Source organism: Serratia sp. BIGb0234 (assembly GCF_024809915.1).
Taxonomy (GTDB): Bacteria; Pseudomonadota; Gammaproteobacteria; order Enterobacterales; family Enterobacteriaceae; genus Serratia; species Serratia liquefaciens.
This window is the reverse complement of record NZ_JANUEI010000003.1, coordinates 282,326-299,936: the sequence shown is the minus strand read 5'-3', so window position 1 is coordinate 299,936 and position 17,611 is coordinate 282,326. Positions and strand designations below refer to the sequence as shown.

Sequence of the window (17,611 nt, the reverse complement as noted above, 5' to 3'; positions counted from 1 at the left end):
CTTACTGCCGTTTTAACGCCGCCTTCGGCCTGCGCGGCAACACCAGCCAAATCAACGCGAACATCCCCAGCGCATACAGGCTTTTCCAGCCGATAATGACCATCAGCAGCAAACACAGCCCCAGCCCTACCGCCGCCATTAACCGCGAACGTCCGTGCAAAATTCGACAGCCCGCCAGCATACACAGCAGGTAGATCAGCACAAAGATGCCATTGGCATACACCAACAGCATATCCAACGGCAGTTTCAGCGTATAAATCAGCAGGGTAAACAGCAGGCAACAGCCCACCACCGCGCTCAATGCATTGACCGGTGCCTGTCCGGCGGACAGTTTAGCCAACGCGCTGGCTGGCCGATCCTGCGCCTGCGACCACACCAGCCGGGCGAAGCTTTGGGTATAGATATTCACGCTGGCAAAGCAAGCCAGATAACCTATGACGCAGGCTACCCACAACGCATGTTGCCCAAACAGTTGCACCACGATACCCGGCAACGACGCGGCCGCCGCCTGATGTTCACCGTACGCGTGAAAGTGCAACACCGCCACGGTACAACCCCAGTACACCGCCCCGGCGACCAGCAGGCCAAACAGCAGGGCACGCGGGAAATCGCGCTCAGGGTTGCGGAACTCGGTTGCCAGATGCGCAAAGGCTTCCAAACCGACAAAGCACCAGAACATCACCGCCAACGCGTGGAACAAATTAGGGGGAGATATTTCGTCGAGTGCTGGCCAGGGGATTTGAGCAGGAGAGATGCCGCCACGCCACCAAATTGCGGCGACCAGCGCCACCACCAGCATGGCGATCAGCGTTTGAATATTGGCGCTGGAACCGGCGCTGCGCGTACCCAGCAGCCAAATCACCATCAGAGTGGCTATTTGCACCAGCAGCAGGCCATTGGCGTTCCAGCCGAACGCGGCCTGCCAAAAACCGGCGGCTATCTGTAATGCCGCAGGCAGGCCCACCGGGATCACCGACAAAAACAGCCAGCCGGTCACTTTTGCCATACGCGGGCCAAAAGCCAGACCGACAAAATGCGCGGCACCACCGGCGCTGGGGAAATGCCGGCCCAGAGCAGCAAAAGCGATGGCAATCGGGAACACCAGCGCAATCAATACCGGCCAGGCCCAAAGGCTATCGCCCTGCGCCACCTGGGCCGCCAGCGCAGGAACGGCGAACACCCCCGTTCCCAGCAATGAAGTGGACAATAGCCCAACGCCCTGCGCCAAACTCAATTCCTGCTTCAGTCCACTCACTGCCACCGCCGTTTTATCCGCCATAGTTCAAGTTGCATCCGCGTCGGCTGCTTTTACTCACCCGATTACCGCCTTGATACCACTCGAATTATTTAGGCTAAAAAGAGTCTGTTAGCCCCGCCCGTCTTTGATTGCCTTGATAATATTGGTGGTCGACAGGCCGTCTTCAAAGTTCAGCACCTTGACGTCGCCGCCGTTGGCCCAAACCTCGGCGCTGCCGGCAATATCTTCAGGTTTGTAGTCGCCGCCTTTCACCAGCAGATCCGGCAGGATATCGGCGATCAGGCGTTGCGGCGTGTCTTCTTCGAATGCCACGACCCAATCCACCGCTTCCAAGGCACCCAATACGATCATGCGGTTTTCCAGCGCGTTGACCGGACGGGTCTCGCCTTTCAGGCGCTTGGTAGAAGCGTCGCTGTTGACCGCCACAATCAGGCGGTCGCCCAGTTTGCGGGCATTCGCCAGGTAGGAAACGTGACCGGCATGCAGAATGTCGAAGATACCGTTGGTCATCACCACTTTTTCACCGCGCTGACGTGCTTGCGCCACGGCGGTTTTCAGCTGGGCTTCGGTCATGACGCCAAAGCCGGTTTCGGCACGGCCACGCACCGCGTTTTCCAGCTCGATCGGGGAAACGGTAGAGGTCCCCAGTTTGCCCACCACCACGCCGGCGGCGGCATTGGCCAGGAAACAGGACTCTTCCAAGGTGTTACCGGCGGCCAACGCGGCAGCCAGCACGCCAATCACGGTATCGCCAGCACCGGTAACGTCAAACACTTCCTGCGCCTGGGTTGGCAGGTGCAGTGGCGGAACGCCCAATTGCAGCAACGTCATGCCGTGTTCGGAACGGGTGACCAGCAGCGCGGAGAGCTCAAAGTCCGCCACCAGCTTCATGCCGCGTTCGACCAGCTCGGCTTCGTCTTTGCAGTGCCCTACGACCGCTTCGAACTCAGACAGGTTTGGCGTCAGCAGCGTCGCGCCGCGATAGCGCTCAAAATCGGAACCCTTTGGATCGATCAGCACCGGCACCTTGGCGGCCCGCGCCAGTTGGATCATGCTCTGTACCTGGCTCAGCGCGCCTTTGGCGTAGTCAGACAACACCAGCGCACCAATTTGCGGCAGCGCCTGCTGGATGCGTTCCAGCATGGGTTGCGAATCGACGTTGGAGAACCCTTCTTCGAAGTCGAGACGGATCAGTTGCTGGTTGCGTGACAGCACGCGCAGCTTGGTGATGGTCGGATGCGTCGGTACCGAAACGAAATCACAGCGCACGTTCACTTCGTTCAGCTTGGCGCTCAGTGCACGCGCCGCGTCATCAATACCGGTCAAGCCCACCAGGCGTGAGTTGGCACCCAGCGAAGCGATATTCATCGCCACGTTTGCTGCACCGCCGGGACGCTCTTCAATGGTTTCAACCTTGACCACCGGCACCGGCGCTTCCGGTGAAATACGGCTGGTCGGCCCATACCAATAGCGATCCAACATGACGTCACCCACCACCAATACCCCGGCGCGGCGAAAATCAGGCAGTGTAACTTTCATCCGATAACTCCAAAAAAGTACAAAATTTTAGTGGCGCAGATATTACCACAGACGTCTGTAATAGCTGCAAAACGTATTGCGCAACCGGCCTGCCTAACCCAGCCACTTCGCCCAACTGGTGCGAACCTGTTCACGCTCGGCGGCAAATTGTCCCTTGGCGACCTTGCCGGAATGCTCCTGCAACGCCAGGTGGTGAATTTCATCGCGCATGGTGACGTAGGCCTGAGTGAGCGCCTGCGCCTCTTCTTCCGGCATGATGCCGTAATTGGCCATCAACTCGAAAATGCGTACGTTATCAGACCAACGCGTCAGACGGGGCTCGGTGCTTGCATAGCCTAAGACCAGATACTGGGCAATAAATTCGATATCGGTGATACCGCCCTCGTCGGCTTTGATATCAAAGAGTTCACGCTGCTTGTTGCCGAGGTGATTACGCATTTTCTCGCGCATCTCGCGTACCTCCAGCCGCAGCGTTTCGCCGTCGCGTGGTTTGCACAAGATCTCACGGCGGATCGCGTCAAACTGCTGATGCAGCGCCGGATCGCCATGGACGATACGCGCCCGCACCAGTGCCTGGTGCTCCCAGGTCCAGGCCTCGTTCTGCTGATAATCGGCAAAGGCTTCAACCGTGCTGACCAACATGCCTGCTGCGCCCGAAGGCCGCAGGCGAGCGTCCACCTCGTACAAAATGCCGGAGGAGGTGCGGGTACTAAACAGGTGCATGACGCGCTGCGCCAAACGCAGATAAAACTGACGGCCGTCGATGCAGCGATCGCCGTCGGTCATCACGTCCGGAGGACAATCCAGAATAAACACCAGATCAAGATCGGAGCTGTAGCCCAGCTCCCAACCGCCCAGTTTTCCGTAGCCAATCACGGCAAAACCGCGCCCTTCCCGCTCCTGCAAATGGGTCGGTTGACCATAGCGAGCAACCATGTCGTTCCACGCTTGCTGCACCACCGTATCGATAATGGCCTCGGCCAGATAGGTGAGGTGATCGCTTACTTTCATCACCGGCAGCGCCCCCGAGATATCCCCGGCGGCGATGCGTAACTGCTGCGCCTGTTTAAACTGACGCAATGCCTCAAGTTTCTGCTCTTCGTCATCTTCCGGTACCCGCAACAGGTACTGGCGCAGTTCGCTGCGGTAAGCGTCCGGGGCCACCGGCTGATACAGCGTCGCCGGATCCAGCAGTTCGTCCAGCAACAGCGGATAGCGCGACAGCTGGTTGGCGACCATCGGCGAAGCGGCGCACAGGCGAATCAGATGGCTGAGCGCAGCGTGGTATTCCACCAGCAGCTCAAGGTAGGTGGTACGCGTTACGATGCTCAACAGCAGCTGGGTCAACCGCAGCAGCGCCGTCGGCGCATCCTGACGCGGACACACTTCCGCCAGCAGACGCGGCATCAATTGATCAAGCACATCGCGACCGCGCGGGCCGATAGTGCGTTTGTCGACGTCGTGACGAAACTCGGCGATGGTACGCAACATCTGCCTGCGCGCTTCTTCATCCAGATGTGGCGTCAACGGCGCCAGTTCGTGTTCTTCCAGTGCATCCTGCCACAGGCTGTGGTAGTGCTGATAATCGGGATCTTCGCCCACATCGGGGCTATCGTCGCCAATCAGGTCGTTAAATACCGCTCTGACCGCCTGCATATGCTCGTCCAGCGCCGCGAGCAGCGTCGACCAGTCGTCGAACCCCATGCCCCAGGCCAAACGGGCCTGATCGAGCTCATCTTGTGGCAGCGTCTGCGTTTGTTGGTCGGCAATGGCCTGCAGCAGGTTTTCCAGCCGGCGCAGGAACAAGTAGCTGGCGCTCATCGCCTGTACCTGCTGCGGCTCCAGCAACCCCAGTTCCCCCACCGCCTGCAGCGTGGGCAGCAGCGATCGCCCCTGCAGCGCCGGCTCTCGCCCGCCGCGGATCAATTGGAATACCTGAGTGATAAATTCAATTTCGCGGATGCCGCCGGCACCCAGCTTGATGTTGTCTTTCAGCCCACGCCGCCGCACTTCGCGGGCAATCATGCCTTTCATATTGCGCAGCGACTGGATCACGCTGAAATCGATATAGCGACGAAAAACGAACGGCCGCAGGGTTTTGCGCAACTCTTCACTGTAGGCGTCTTCCGAGCCGCCCATCAGCCGCGCTTTCACCATCGCGTAACGTTCCCAGTCGCGCCCCTGCTCCTGGTAGTAGTCCTCCAGGGCGGCGAAGCTCATGACCAGCGGACCACTGTCGCCGAAGGGCCGCAGCCGCATATCCACACGATAAACAAAGCCGTCGATGGTTTGCTGATCCAGTGCCTTGATCAGCCGCTGCCCCAGACGGGTAAAGAACTGCGCGTTATCCAACTCGCGCCGTCCTCCCTGGGTCTGACCGTTTTCCGGGTAGGCAAAAATCAGGTCTATATCGGACGAGAAGTTCAGCTCGCCGCCGCCCAGTTTCCCCATGCCGAGGATCAGCAACGGCTGGGGTACGCCCTGGGCATTGCACGGGGTGCCCCACTCACGGCAGCAGGTTTGATACAGCCAGTCGCGAGCGCTGACGATCAGCGTTTCCGCCAGCCCGCTCAGCTGCAACAGCGTCTCTTGCGTGCTGCACAGATTCTGCGCTTGCGCCCAGGCGATCCTCACCAGCGTCTCGCGGCGGAACAGACGTAACGCGCGCATCAGTTGCGCTTCGTCGCGCACATCTTCCAGCGTGTCTTGCAACCAGGCGGCGTAATGTTGCCACTCGTCCGCGACCGGTGGCTGTTTGCGCAACGTCTCCAGCCATTGCGGCTGACTGAGCAACATGTCGCAGACAAAATCGCTCGACGCCAAAACCCGCTGTTCCTGGCTGCTGAGCACGCAGTCCGCGCCCTGAGTTTCCTGAAAACGCTGCACGATGCTCTGTGCCTGAACCTGTAACCTGCTCGAGAGTGGCAACATAGTGAAGGATCCGTTCTGCGGCCTGCGCCTCGCAGGCCAGCTTTATTAGCGGAGCGCGCCGTTTAACCAGAATGGCGCATGCGATAAGGCCTGCTTGCGGCTGGATTCGTACCAGCCTTGACGACGTTCGGCCAGCGCCTGCTGCAGCTCGCGCCAGCTTTCGATATAAGGACCGGTTTCGTCATCGGGATAAGCACCGGACAGCAGGATAAATGCCGACACCTGACGGGTCAGGCGCGGCAGCTGTTCCTCGTATTCATCCTCGTTCAACGTGCGCGTGAAGGCCTCTTTCAACTCGGCCGCGCTGCGCCCCAGCATAATGTCGCTGAAACGTTTGAATGAACCGTCGAGCTTGGTTTGCGCCTTGGCGTCGATAAAGGGTTTCCAGGCACCGGTCACCAACCATGATGTGAGCGCTAACTTACACTGCAGGTATTCTGCGCTGTAACACAACACCTGCGGCTGAGTGCTCTTATCAATCAACAGCGGCTCCAGTGCGGTCAGGCGGGCGCGCAGATCGGCGCTGGCTTTGCGTGGTACCAGACCACCGAAGATCACCAGTGCCTGACGGATCAGCGCAATCGCCTCCATAACCGAGCGACGGGCCTGGGTATCACCGCGCAGCCACAGCTCTTCGTGATACTGCCAGTGGCTCAGGCCCAGTTCGAAGCTGGCAACCATACCCTGTTCTACGCTGGATTTGGCCGCAGGCTTCAATACCGCCAGCGGGCGGCGCTCACGCGGAGCATTGCCCTGCGCCAGATGATAGCCGCGCGCCGCTTTGCTCAGGTTGCCCTGACGCAGGCCGCCGTGCATCGCCAATTCGTTGGCCAGCGCCAGCAGATCGTCGGTATTACCCGTTTTAAGCTCCAGCTCAATCTCGCACAGCGCTTCACTCAGCTCACCAGCGCTGACCTCGCCCTGGTCAAGCCCAACCTCAATCTCGCTCTTACCGTAAGTGACCACCCACTTCTCACGCACGAAGTCGGTGCGGAACAGGGGCTGCAACGCCTGCTGCAGAGCGTCGACATCACAGCCTTGCGGCCAGATATCCGCCGGGAACCGTTCCAACGCCAGCTCCGGCGTAGTGATCGCCACATTATATTCCGGGCGCTGATGCAAACCCGCCACCACCTTACCGGCGGTTTTGATGGTCATTTCATAACTGTCGTCGAAGCCGCGGATACGCAGCCCCATATCCTGACTGCGCAGGAAATTATCGGCGGTTTCGAAGTAGATATTGGTCAGTTTTTGCGGCGCGGAATGCTGATTAGGCCAGGCAGCCAACTGCTGCGGCAAAGCGGCAACCGCATCCGGGGTAGCAATAAATTTGAGTTCTATTTCAACGGTCATAAGTCTTTTACACCAATAAGTTACGCATTCGCGTCAGCCTTCACGGCGGCGGGCCTCGCCTGCCGCGCTCTGCCCGATGACGCACAGTTGCCGTTATCTTACCGCGATTCCCTGCACCTTAACCCTGCTAACTGCAGAAAAAACCTGTTACGTTATAAAACACTGCGCAACTCACAGAATCTGCCACAGTAAGATAGTTCTCATTCCGGTTTTTGCGTTGCGTCGTCAGACTGAACGCTCTACTATCGTTCCCATAAATTCACACAGAAACGATGAACTAATGCAGAAATTACGCCTAATTTGCCTTGCCGTGCTGAGCTTCAGCATCACTTGGGGCGCCCATGCCGAAGATAAACGCTATATCTCCGATGAATTGAATACTTACGTCCATAGCGGCCCGGGTAATCAGTACCGTATCGTCGGTACCCTGAACGCCGGTGAAGAAGTCACCCTGTTGAGCGTAAATGACAGCACCAACTATGGCCAGATCCGCGATGCGAAAGGCCGCACGACCTGGATCCCGCTCAATCAGCTGAGCCAGACGCCAAGCCTGCGCACCCAAGTGCCGGCGCTGGAGCAACAGGTAAAAACCCTGACCGACAAGCTGGCCAACATCGACAACAGCTGGAACCAGCGCACGGCAGAAATGCAGCAGAAAGTGGCCGGCAGCGACAGCACCATCAGCGGTCTGCAGCAGGAAAACCAGGATCTGAAAAATCAGCTGGTGGTCGCACAGAAAAAGGTTAACGCGGTTAATCTGCAGCTCGACGACAAACAGCGCACCATTATCCTGCAGTGGTTCATGTACGGCGGTGGCGTAGCCGGCGTAGGCCTGCTGCTTGGCTTGTTGTTGCCACACCTGATCCCGCGGCGCAAAAGCAACAACCGCTGGATGAACTGATTTCAGTCTCCTTCTGTTTGAGATCGGGCGCCTGCGGGGCGCCCTTTTTATTGGCTGCGGCACCGCCCGGCTAATTGAGGTAATCTGGTCAGCAGAGCCTTAAGATAAATTCAGGAGTTAACAGTGAAGACTTACCTGGTCGGCGGCGCCGTCCGCGACAGCCTGCTTGAGATACCGGTATTCGACCGCGACTGGGTGGTGGTGGGCGCCGCGCCGTCAGAGCTGATCGCGCTGGGATATCAACAGGTCGGTAAAGACTTCCCGGTGTTTCTTAATCCCAAGACCCATGAAGAATATGCGCTGGCGCGCACCGAGCGGAAATCCGGCCAGGGCTATACCGGTTTTACCTGTTACGCCGCGCCGGACGTGACGTTGGAACAGGATCTGCAGCGCCGGGATCTGACCATCAACGCCATCGCCCGCAGCGCCGACGGGGAGTTAATCGATCCTTTCAACGGCGTGGCCGACCTGCAAGCGCGGGTGTTACGCCATGTATCTGAAGCTTTTGGTGAAGATCCGTTGCGCGTGCTGCGCGTGGCGCGCTTTGCCGCCCGCTTCGCTCATCTGGGTTTTACCGTAGCCCCGGAAACCGCGGAGTTGATGCGTCAGATGGCGAACAGCGGCGAACTGGCGGCGCTGACCCCGGAACGGGTCTGGAAAGAAACCGAGAAGGCGCTGCAGAGCCAAAGCCCGCAGGTCTATTTCCAGGTGCTGCGCGACTGCGAGGCGCTCAGCGTACTGTTCCCGGAGATCGATGCTTTATTCGGCGTACCGGCCCCCGCTAAATGGCACCCGGAGATCGATACCGGCATTCACACGCTGATGACGCTGGCTATTGCCGCCCAACTCAGCCCCGAGGTCGACGTGCGCTTTTCGGCGCTGTGCCATGATTTGGGTAAAGGGCAGACACCAAAAGAGCTGTGGCCGCACCACCACGGCCACGGGCCTGCCGGTGTTGTGCTGGTAGAGGCCTTGTGTCAGCGGTTGCGTGTCCCCAACCCGGTACGCGACCTGGCCAAACTGGTGGCCGAGTATCACGACCTGATCCACACCGTTAACAAACTGCGCCCGGAAACCCTGTTGAAACTGTTTGATGCGGTCGATGTCTGGCGCAAGCCTCAGCGGTTGGAGCAGATGATCCTCACCAGCGAAGCCGATGCTCGCGGCCGTACCGGATTTGAAAACAATCCCTACCCGCAGGGTGACTATCTGCGCCAGGCGTTTCAGGTGGCGAATGCCGTCTCGGTAAAAGAAGTGGTGGCCAGCGGCCTGCAAGGGCTGGCGATCCGCGATGAGCTCAAACGCCGTCGTCAACAGGTGTTGGCCGACTGGAAACAAACCCAGGATATTCTGAAAGACCAGGCATAAAAAAACCCCGCAGCGCGGGGTTTTTAATTGGCATGCCGCTTACATGAAGACCATGTAAACCACGGCGGCAACGATAAAACGATAGATGGCGAACGGCACAAACGAAATGCGTTTGATCAGCGACAGGAAGGTTTTTATTGCGATCAGCGCTACGACGAAAGCGGTAGCAAAACCGACGGCGAACATCGGTAAATCGCCCATCGTCAGGAAGTGCAGGCTCTTGTACAAGTCCAGCCCGCTGGCACCGATCATCATCGGCACCGCCAGAATGAAGGAGAACTCGGAGGCCGCATAACGGTTCACGCCCACCAGCATACCGCCGGCAATGGTCGAACCTGAACGGGAAAAGCCCGGCCACAGCGCCAGACACTGGAAGCAACCAATCATAAACGCCTGGCGGTAGGTGATGTCATCCAGCCCTTCAGCGCTCGGTTTTTTCGGCTTCAGCCATTCCGCCGCCAGCAACAGGAAACCACCGACCACCAACGCATACATCACGTTTTTCGGTGCGAACAGCGATTTGATGAAATCATGGAGCAACAGTCCCAGCACTACTGCGGGGATCATCGCCAGCAGGATATGGCCCAGTTTCAACCGGCCCGCCGTTTTGCCTTCGTGCTCAACCGGCTTACCGCCGAAATGAATGCCGATCAGCCCGAACAGACGGCGCCAGAACATCACCACCACCGCCAGAATCGACCCCAACTGAATGATCACTTCAAAGGTTTTGGCCTTATCGCCGGTAAAACCCAGCCACTCGCCAACGATGATCATGTGCCCGGTAGAAGATACCGGCAAAAATTCAGTTAACCCTTCAACCACCCCAAGAACAAACGCAATAAACAGTGAATGCATGTCCGCCATGTGCTTCGCTCACCCCATAAATTTACGGCTATAAACATAAAAAAGCGGCAGTGCTCAATACATTGCCGCTAAAACAATTCTCAGGTTCAGACCAGGTTAACGGCCTTTAGTTGCACCTGTATGACAGAACATCACACCGGACGGGTACCACGCTCAATAATCACCCCAACCCGGCTGGCATGTGCAACAGCGCCCGGTTTGCTGACCTTAATACGGACCCAGGGGGAATTGAAGCGCTGGAGCAATATTTCAGATATTTCCTCTGCCACCCGCTCCACCAACGCAAAGCGATTTGGCTCCACGTGCTGGATGATGGCTTCACTGATATCGGCATAGCTCAGACAGTCGTTCACGTCGTCGCTGGCAGCTGCCTGGCGGTTGTCCCAGCCCATTTCGATATCGAACACCAGCTTCTGGCGAATGTTTTGTTCCCAGTCATAAACGCCAATGGTGGTGATTACGGTAAGTTCTTCTATAAATACGATATCCATCACGTCATTCTCTGTTTTTGGCCTTGCCGGATACCACTTCCAGCGGAATATGCGTATTATCCCTTTATGTTGCGAGTAAAACGACCCTTATTAAACGGAACCGCGTTATGAGTGCTACCGCGCTTGGCATGATTATCTTCGCGTATCTGTGTGGCTCAATTTCCAGTGCGATCCTGGTTTGTCGGATCGCCAGGCTGCCCGATCCGCGTGAACATGGCTCAGGGAATCCAGGGGCTACCAACGTCCTGCGCATCGGTGGTCGCCTGGCGGCGGCAGCGGTGCTGGTTTTCGATATTCTCAAAGGAATGCTGCCGGTCTGGCTGGCATACAAGCTTAATGTCCCGCCGCTGTACCTGGGGCTGACGGCAATTGCCGCCTGCGTTGGGCACATCTATCCGGTGTTCTTCCATTTCCGTGGCGGCAAGGGCGTGGCAACGGCATTTGGTGCAATAGCACCGATAGGCTGGGATCTGACCGGTCTGATGACCGGTACCTGGTTGCTGACCGTGTTGCTCAGCGGTTACTCTTCGCTGGGCGCGATTGTCAGCGCGCTGATTGCCCCCTTCTACGTTTGGTGGTTCAAACCGCAGTTCACCTTCCCGGTAGCCATGCTGTCATGCCTGATCCTGATGCGGCACCACGACAACATTCAGCGCCTTTGGCGTGGGCAGGAAGGAAAAATTTGGGGCAAATTCCGCAAGAAAAAGCCTGAAGCGGTTGAGCAGGAAACCAAAAAAGAAGAGTAATTCATAACGCCAGGGGCAGGTCAGCCTGCCCCGAATTAGCCCGGGTTCTGTTCCCCTCGTTGCCCGTTTTTTGAGTTATCACTCTATCGTCGTGAATATATTGCGTTTTCCCGCCAGGGTAACGCCTCTGCTTTAATAATGTCCCTCTTTCAAAATCGCATGAATTGCCAAATCCCCCCATCGCTAATGATTATCATTAGCGACAATTAAATATTGTCATTCCCTAAAGATGGATCATCAATAAAATGCCTATGAAGACTATTCGGCGCCTGATAATAAAACAGCCTAACCTTTTTATGCTGCTGGCAGGAATATGTACCAGTTCATTGGCTTATGCCGCAGGGGAAAACGAAAGTGTCATTACCGTTTACGGCGAGGGAAATACGGCAGAAGAAGCCATAGGATCCAATGGAACCTATGCCGCCAAACAAAGCGTTACGGCAACAAAAACCAGCACCCCATTAATCAAAACTCCTCAGTCTATTTCCGTTATTACGCAAGAAGAATTACAAACCAAACGCCCAGCCACCATTAAAAATGCGCTCAACTATACGCCGGGTGTAATGACAGGCAACAGCGGCAGTTCGAGCATATTTGATAGCGTCATGATCCGGGGATTCAATAACGTCAGCCAGAATATCTATTTGGACGGTTTGAAATTACAAGGGGATATGTATGCCGACAGCAAAGTGGATCCGTATTTTTTACAGCGGGTAGAAGTTTTGCGCGGTCCGGCCTCGGTGCTGTATGGCAAAAGTAACCCCGGCGGCGTTATTTCCAGCGTCAGCAAGCGTCCACAAAAGCAGCCATTGCATGAATTACAGCTGCAGGCCGGCAACCATCACGAATGGAAAACCCAATTCGATTTCAGCGACGCTCTTGATGATGAAGAAGCATTGGCTTACCGCTTAACCGGTAATTATTACGAAGCGCACAGCCAGCAAAAGGGCGAGCGCGAAAAACGCTATGCCATTGCGCCTTCTTTGCTTTGGCAGCCGTCGGATAAAACCTCGCTGTTGTTTCAGCTGTCTTTGCAAAACGAACCACGCACCGGTTATTACGGCTGGCTGCCGAGCGAAGGAACTTTGACTTCCGGCGAATTCGGCAAATTGTCTCCTTCGTTTAACGAGGGCGAGCCCAGCTATAACCGTTTCGAACGCCAGCAGCGCACGGTGGGCTATCAGCTTGATCATGCCTTCAACGATACCTGGTCCTTCCATCAGGCCGTCCGCTATCAGCATACCAAGGTCAACTGGCGCAGCATCTATGGCAACGGCCTGTGCAACCCAATGACCTGCATGGGAGTTGCACCCCAGCAATACGGCACCACCTTGTCCCGCGCAACCATGGTCAGCGACGAGAGATTGAATGGGTTAACCACGGATACCCGGCTGGAAGGGAGATTGAACGCCGGCAGTTGGCGCCACACCCTGTTGATGGGGATCGACTATTCGCAGCTGCGCAACGATCTGCAAAACAAGATGGGCTCTGCCGCGCCGCTCAATCTGGTGAACCCGCAGTATGGCAACCATGATGTGCTTTATTTTGGCGACACCCATACGATTAACAAAAACCACCAGTTAGGCACTTATCTGCAGGATCAGGCCGAATGGCAGAACTGGGTATTCACGCTGGGCGGCCGCTTTGACCACAGCGTCGTAAAAACCCATGAAAGCAGTAATATGACGGGCGCGGAATCCTCATCCAGCATCACGGATAATGAATTCACCTGGCGTGGCGGCGTTAACTATGTTTTCAATAACGGCATCGCACCTTACGTGAGCTATAGCGAGTCATTTGAACCCAATAGCGGCAACAGTTTATCAGGCCAGGCTTTCAAACCTTCCCGAGGGAAGCAATATGAAGCCGGGATTAAATTCATCCCTGATAACGCACCGGTTTCTGCCTCTATCGCCGCATTCCAACTGACCAAAGACAATAATTTACGCCGTGATGCCATTAACCCTTATTACAATGTGCAGGAAGGCAAAATCCGCTCTCGCGGGATTGAAATTGAAGGTAAGGCCGCACTCACCTATAACCTTAATTTAATCGCAAGCTATACCTATACTCATGCTGAGTTCCGCGATAACTCCGGTAATAATGGTCATACTCCAGCCATGGTGCCTAAACATATGGCTAATTTGTGGACCGATTACACCTTTAATCAAGGCTGGTTAAATGGGCTGAGCCTCGGCGGTGGCGCACGTTATGTGTCAAGCACCCCGGGTGACGATGGGAATAATTTCAAAGTCCCGAGCTATACGGTTTTTGATACCGCCATAAAATATCAACTGGATGATATCCCCGGACTGGAAAACGCAGAAATTGCTTTAAACGTAAATAATCTTTTTGATAAGCACTATGTTTCCTCTTGCTTTACCAACAATACCTGTTCATGGGGTGCAGAACGGCAAATCCTCACCACATTAACCTTGCATTGGTAATAGCAAATATTACAGCCCTATTCTTTCGAAATTATATTGAGCTACATGTCGTGCTTTAATTATGGCGTTTGATTTTCGCCACTCTATTTCTTGGCCAATCTTGGCCAAGAATCCTTATTTATATTCCTCAGGGGAGTTATTATGAGTAGTCATCAAACGGGGGCCGGTAAGCCTGGTCCGATCGGGCGACTGCTGCGGCCTATACGTGGGAGCCTTATTGTCGCCGGGGTACTGGCAGCTATCGGCACAATATTCACGCTGGTGCCGTTGGCAGGCATTGCCCATATTGCCGTCATTGTTTTGGGTCATCAGGAACAAACAGGAGCCGCTACTCCGTTTCTGGCGGCGGGTGGGATTGGCGACAGCGTCGTCGTCTGCCTGGTCAGCCTGTTTGTCGGCTTAATCATTGTCACCCTGGCCGAAGTGCTCGCACACCTGGCGGATAACCGCATTACCCATGGCCTGCGCATTACGGCGGCCCGGCGTCTGGCACAGGTGCCCTTGGGGTGGTTTAGCGACCGTGCCTCAGGCGAAGTGAAACAGGCGATGCAGGACGATATTGGCACTCTGCACGATCTCACCGCCCACTTTTTCACCACGCTGGGACGCACAATCGGCGCGATGCTGATCTCGGTTATCTACATGTTCGTCATGGACTGGCGGATGGCGATCGTCTCGATCATTCCTTTCTTCCTGTTCTTCTTCATTTTCGGCAGGGCTCAGAAAGCCGGAGCGCCCCATATGGGCGAGTTTGTTAAGGGATTAGGCCGTATCAATAATGCCGTAGCCGAATTCGTTAACGGCATCCCGGTGATCAAAACCTTCAGCGGCGGCGGCAAAGCGCACAGCAGCTACCGTAAAGCGATCGCCTCCTTTACCCAGATATTCACCCGTACCATGAGCCCGGTGATCAAGACCATCGCGCTGGCGAATGCCATCGTTGCTCCGGTGACCGTATTGGGGGTGGTGTTGGTTTTCGGTACCTTGTTTGTGGCAGTGGGCTGGCTTGAACCGCTTAACGTCTTGCCGTTCGCCCTGGTCGCACCGGGTATTTCCGCCCCGCTGCTGTTAATGGGCTTTATTACCCACGGCCTGCGTAATGCCACAGGGGCAGCGGAACGCATACAATCGCTGCTGGACACGCCGATCCTCACGCAGCCGGAAGTGCAGCCAATGCTGAAAGACGCGGAGATCCGTTTCGAACAAACCGGTTATTCCTACAATAGTGACAGTCACGTGCTGGCAGACATCAACCTCAGCCTGAAACCCGGCAGCGTAACCGCCATCGTCGGCCCATCAGGCGCGGGTAAATCCACCCTGGCACGCTTGCTGTTGCGCTTCTTCGATCCGACGCAGGGGCGCATCACGCTTGGCGGCGTCGATCTGCGCGAAATGAGCTCGACCCAGCTTTATCAACACATTGGTTTCGTGTTGCAGGAAGTGAAACTGATCCACGCCAGCCTGCGAGAAAACATTGCGTTGGGTCGCCCCAATGCCAGCATGCAAGAAATCGAAGCCGCCGCCAGGGCTGCCAATATTCACGATCATATCCTGAGCTTGCCACGGGGCTACGACTCGGTGGTCGGGGAGGATGCAAAACTCTCCGGGGGTGAACAGCAGCGCGTAAGCATTGCGCGCGCCGTACTGTTGAACCCACCGATTTTGGTACTGGATGAAGCCACCGCCGCCGCTGATGCGGAGAACGAATACCTTATTCAGGAAGCCCTTTCCAACTTTGCCAAAAATCGCACGTTACTGGTGATTGCCCATCGGTTAGATACCATCATGCACGCCGATCATATCGTTGTGCTTGAGGACGGCACGATCCGCGAACAAGGCAACCATGCCGAGTTGTTGGCCGGCCAAGGCCGCTATGCACGCCTCTGGGCTGCGGGGGGTTACGAAAACATGACGAAACAGGCGGATCAACCATGTTAAAAACATTTATGCAGTTGCTCGGCAACGATGCTCCCATATTCCGTCGTTATATCGGCATGGCCGCGCTTTACGGTGTGTGTTGCGGCCTGACGGTCACCACCTTGGTGCCTATTGTCGGCTATCTGCTGCAAGGTGAAGTCTACACGGCTGCCGGTTGGCTGATAGCGCTTTTCGCCGGCGTACTTTTGAGCTGGCTGTTGCGCAGGCGCGTCGATTTCGCCGGCATGAACGTAGGTTCATCGCTGTTACTGACCGCCCGTCAACGCATTGGCGACCATGTGGCTACCTTGCCTATCGGCTGGTTCACTCCTGATAATACGGCGCGACTCAGTCATGTGGTTTCTCAGGGGATGATGGATGTGGCGCAACTCCCGGCGCACCTTTTTACACCGATCGTCAGCGGTGTCGTCACGCCGCTGGTGCTGGTGATAGCGCTCTGCACCCTGCAGTGGCAAATGGGGCTACTGGCGCTGGCGGCCCTCCCCCTGATTGCCGGTATTTTCCTGCTCTCAGCGCGGCTCGGTACCCAGGCTGACGAAGCCTTCCATCAGGCATCCGCCCACACCAGCCAACGTATGGTGGAATTTGCTCAGGCACAGTCCGTACTGCGTGCCTTCAATGGCGAAGGCGGCGGGACCCGTTTCCTCGAACAGGCCATCGATCGGCAGTATCAGTCAGGCAAGCGGCTTATTTATATCTCCACGGCCTCTGTGGTGCTCAACTCCTGGGTAGTGCAACTGGTGTTTGCCACCCTCTTGGTCACCGGAGCCACGCTGCTGAGCCATTATCAGGGGAACCTGCCGGCTATCGGTAGCGCCGTGGGGACGGTGATCGCCCTGATGCTGGTTAGCCGCTTTATCGACCCGTTGCTGGACGTTGCCAGTTATGGCGAAGCCCTGCGAAACGCCCGCGGCCAGTTAAATGCCGTCAGCGAAATTTTAGCCATTACCCCCTTGCCCGAACCTCAACAGGCGCAACGGCCACATGACGGCTCGCTGGAGCTGCGCGATGTTTCGTTCAGCTATTCGCCAGAACAGGCTGCCGTACTGCGCGGGGTCAGCTTTAAGGTGGAACCCGGCACCATGACCGCACTGGTTGGCGCATCCGGCTCGGGTAAAACCAGCCTGGTCCGTTTGATTGCGCGTTTCTTTGACGTCACCGGCGGGGCTGTGATGATTGGCGGAGCCGACGTACGCCAGATCCCTAACGAACAATTGACGGATCAGATCAGCCAGATTTTCCAAAATACCTACCTGTTCCAAGGCAGCATTGGCGAAAACATCCGTCTGGGTAAGCCGACGGCCAGCGACGAGGAAGTGTTGATGGCCATCGAACAGGCCGGGGCGGCGGAAATCATCGAACGGCTGCCCCAGGGGCTGGATACCCCGGTAGGGGAAGGCGGCGCACGGCTTTCCGGCGGCGAGCGCCAGCGTATTTCTATCGCCCGCGCGCTGATTAAAGACGCCCCTGTTCTGCTGGTTGATGAAGCGACTGCGGCACTGGATCCCGAGAATCAAGCGATCATTGCCGACACCCTGGCACGGCTGCGCGGCAAGAAGACGTTGATTGTCATTGCGCACCAGCTGTCGACGGTAGCGATGGCCGATCAAATTCTGGTACTGCAAGACGGCGAAATTGCTGAACGCGGCACCCATGCCCAGCTTGAAGCCCTGGGGGGACACTACGCGCATTTCCTGACTCAGCGGCACAGAACCAAAGGTTGGCGTATTGCCTGACTGAAAACTGAAAAGGCTCCCACGAGGGAGCCTTTTGTT

At 56.5% G+C, this 17,611-nt stretch carries 12 protein-coding genes; 6 read left to right on the top strand and 6 right to left on the bottom strand.

What is annotated here, in order from left to right:
• Nucleotide 1: 1 nt before the first annotated feature.
• The 4 genes from yjeH to M2407_RS14265 form a co-directional block, all read right to left on the bottom strand.
• A complete protein-coding gene (gene yjeH / locus M2407_RS14280; RefSeq protein ID WP_128864572.1) occupies nucleotides 2–1,255 on the bottom strand; it encodes an L-methionine/branched-chain amino acid transporter in 1,254 nt (417 codons plus the stop codon).
• A 111-nt stretch (nucleotides 1,256–1,366) separates the two neighbouring features.
• Entirely contained in the window at nucleotides 1,367–2,797 is a 1,431-nt protein-coding gene (gene hldE, locus M2407_RS14275; protein WP_020828712.1) for a bifunctional D-glycero-beta-D-manno-heptose-7-phosphate kinase/D-glycero-beta-D-manno-heptose 1-phosphate adenylyltransferase HldE, read from the bottom strand.
• A 93-nt stretch (nucleotides 2,798–2,890) separates the two neighbouring features.
• The gene (glnE, locus tag M2407_RS14270) at nucleotides 2,891–5,728 is read right to left on the bottom strand and encodes a bifunctional [glutamate--ammonia ligase]-adenylyl-L-tyrosine phosphorylase/[glutamate--ammonia-ligase] adenylyltransferase (protein ID WP_129941649.1); all 2,838 of its coding nucleotides are present in this window, start codon (nucleotides 5,726–5,728) and stop codon (nucleotides 2,891–2,893) included.
• A 45-nt stretch (nucleotides 5,729–5,773) separates the two neighbouring features.
• Nucleotides 5,774–7,081: an inorganic triphosphatase gene (locus tag M2407_RS14265; protein ID WP_259218468.1), complete on the bottom strand. Its 1,308-nt coding sequence runs from the start codon at nucleotides 7,079–7,081 to the stop codon at nucleotides 5,774–5,776.
• A 280-nt stretch (nucleotides 7,082–7,361) separates the two neighbouring features.
• On the opposite strand from M2407_RS14265, the gene M2407_RS14260 reads away from it, so the two are divergent.
• Together M2407_RS14260 and M2407_RS14255 are read left to right on the top strand one after the other, a co-directional pair.
• Nucleotides 7,362–7,982 carry a TIGR04211 family SH3 domain-containing protein gene (locus tag M2407_RS14260; protein WP_020828715.1) on the top strand — a complete coding sequence of 207 codons (621 nt, stop codon included), beginning with the start codon at nucleotides 7,362–7,364 and terminating at the stop codon, nucleotides 7,980–7,982.
• Between the two features lie 123 nt (nucleotides 7,983–8,105).
• A complete protein-coding gene (locus M2407_RS14255; protein WP_259218467.1) occupies nucleotides 8,106–9,350 on the top strand; it encodes a multifunctional CCA addition/repair protein in 1,245 nt (414 codons plus the stop codon).
• A gap of 39 nt (nucleotides 9,351–9,389) precedes the next feature.
• Here the strand turns inward: M2407_RS14255 and bacA are convergent, their stop codons facing one another.
• The gene (gene bacA / locus M2407_RS14250) at nucleotides 9,390–10,214 is read right to left on the bottom strand and encodes an undecaprenyl-diphosphate phosphatase (RefSeq protein ID WP_004948342.1); all 825 of its coding nucleotides are present in this window, start codon (nucleotides 10,212–10,214) and stop codon (nucleotides 9,390–9,392) included.
• A 131-nt stretch (nucleotides 10,215–10,345) separates the two neighbouring features.
• Nucleotides 10,346–10,705, bottom strand: a complete 360-nt coding sequence (folB, locus tag M2407_RS14245; RefSeq protein ID WP_006320572.1) for a bifunctional dihydroneopterin aldolase/7,8-dihydroneopterin epimerase — start codon at nucleotides 10,703–10,705, stop codon at nucleotides 10,346–10,348.
• Between the two features lie 107 nt (nucleotides 10,706–10,812).
• Between folB and plsY the strand changes: the two genes are divergently transcribed.
• The 4 genes from plsY (at nucleotide 10,813) to M2407_RS14225 (ending at nucleotide 17,572) form a co-directional block, all read left to right on the top strand.
• Nucleotides 10,813–11,451 (top strand): glycerol-3-phosphate 1-O-acyltransferase PlsY, encoded by a 639-nt coding sequence (gene plsY, locus M2407_RS14240; RefSeq protein ID WP_046372586.1) that lies wholly within the window; start codon nucleotides 10,813–10,815, stop codon nucleotides 11,449–11,451.
• Nucleotides 11,452–11,702: 251 nt separating this feature from the next.
• Nucleotides 11,703–13,898 carry a ferrichrome porin FhuA gene (fhuA, locus tag M2407_RS14235; protein WP_259218466.1) on the top strand — a complete coding sequence of 732 codons (2,196 nt, stop codon included), beginning with the start codon at nucleotides 11,703–11,705 and terminating at the stop codon, nucleotides 13,896–13,898.
• Between the two features lie 141 nt (nucleotides 13,899–14,039).
• Nucleotides 14,040–15,836 (top strand): ABC transporter ATP-binding protein, encoded by a 1,797-nt coding sequence (locus M2407_RS14230; protein WP_259218465.1) that lies wholly within the window; start codon nucleotides 14,040–14,042, stop codon nucleotides 15,834–15,836.
• On the top strand, nucleotides 15,830–17,572 hold the full coding sequence (locus M2407_RS14225) for an ABC transporter ATP-binding protein (protein ID WP_259218464.1): 1,743 nt from the start codon (nucleotides 15,830–15,832) through the stop codon (nucleotides 17,570–17,572). Before M2407_RS14230 ends, M2407_RS14225 begins: the two co-directional genes overlap by 7 nt.
• Nucleotides 17,573–17,611 lie beyond the last annotated feature (39 nt).

Excerpts from the sequence above, each read along its gene's own strand:
- hldE (WP_020828712.1), bottom strand. The coding sequence starts at position 2,797 with ATGAAAGTTACACTGCCTGATTTTCGCCGCGCCGGGGTATTGGTGGTG.
- glnE (WP_129941649.1), bottom strand. The coding sequence starts at position 5,728 with ATGTTGCCACTCTCGAGCAGGTTACAGGTTCAGGCACAGAGCATCGTG.
- M2407_RS14265 (WP_259218468.1), bottom strand. The coding sequence starts at position 7,081 with ATGACCGTTGAAATAGAACTCAAATTTATTGCTACCCCGGATGCGGTT.
- M2407_RS14260 (WP_020828715.1), top strand. The coding sequence starts at position 7,362 with ATGCAGAAATTACGCCTAATTTGCCTTGCCGTGCTGAGCTTCAGCATC.
- bacA (WP_004948342.1), bottom strand. The coding sequence starts at position 10,214 with ATGGCGGACATGCATTCACTGTTTATTGCGTTTGTTCTTGGGGTGGTT.
- folB (WP_006320572.1), bottom strand. The coding sequence starts at position 10,705 with ATGGATATCGTATTTATAGAAGAACTTACCGTAATCACCACCATTGGC.
- plsY (WP_046372586.1), top strand. The coding sequence starts at position 10,813 with ATGAGTGCTACCGCGCTTGGCATGATTATCTTCGCGTATCTGTGTGGC.
- fhuA (WP_259218466.1), top strand. The coding sequence starts at position 11,703 with ATGAAGACTATTCGGCGCCTGATAATAAAACAGCCTAACCTTTTTATG.
- M2407_RS14230 (WP_259218465.1), top strand. The coding sequence starts at position 14,040 with ATGAGTAGTCATCAAACGGGGGCCGGTAAGCCTGGTCCGATCGGGCGA.
- M2407_RS14225 (WP_259218464.1), top strand. The coding sequence starts at position 15,830 with ATGTTAAAAACATTTATGCAGTTGCTCGGCAACGATGCTCCCATATTC.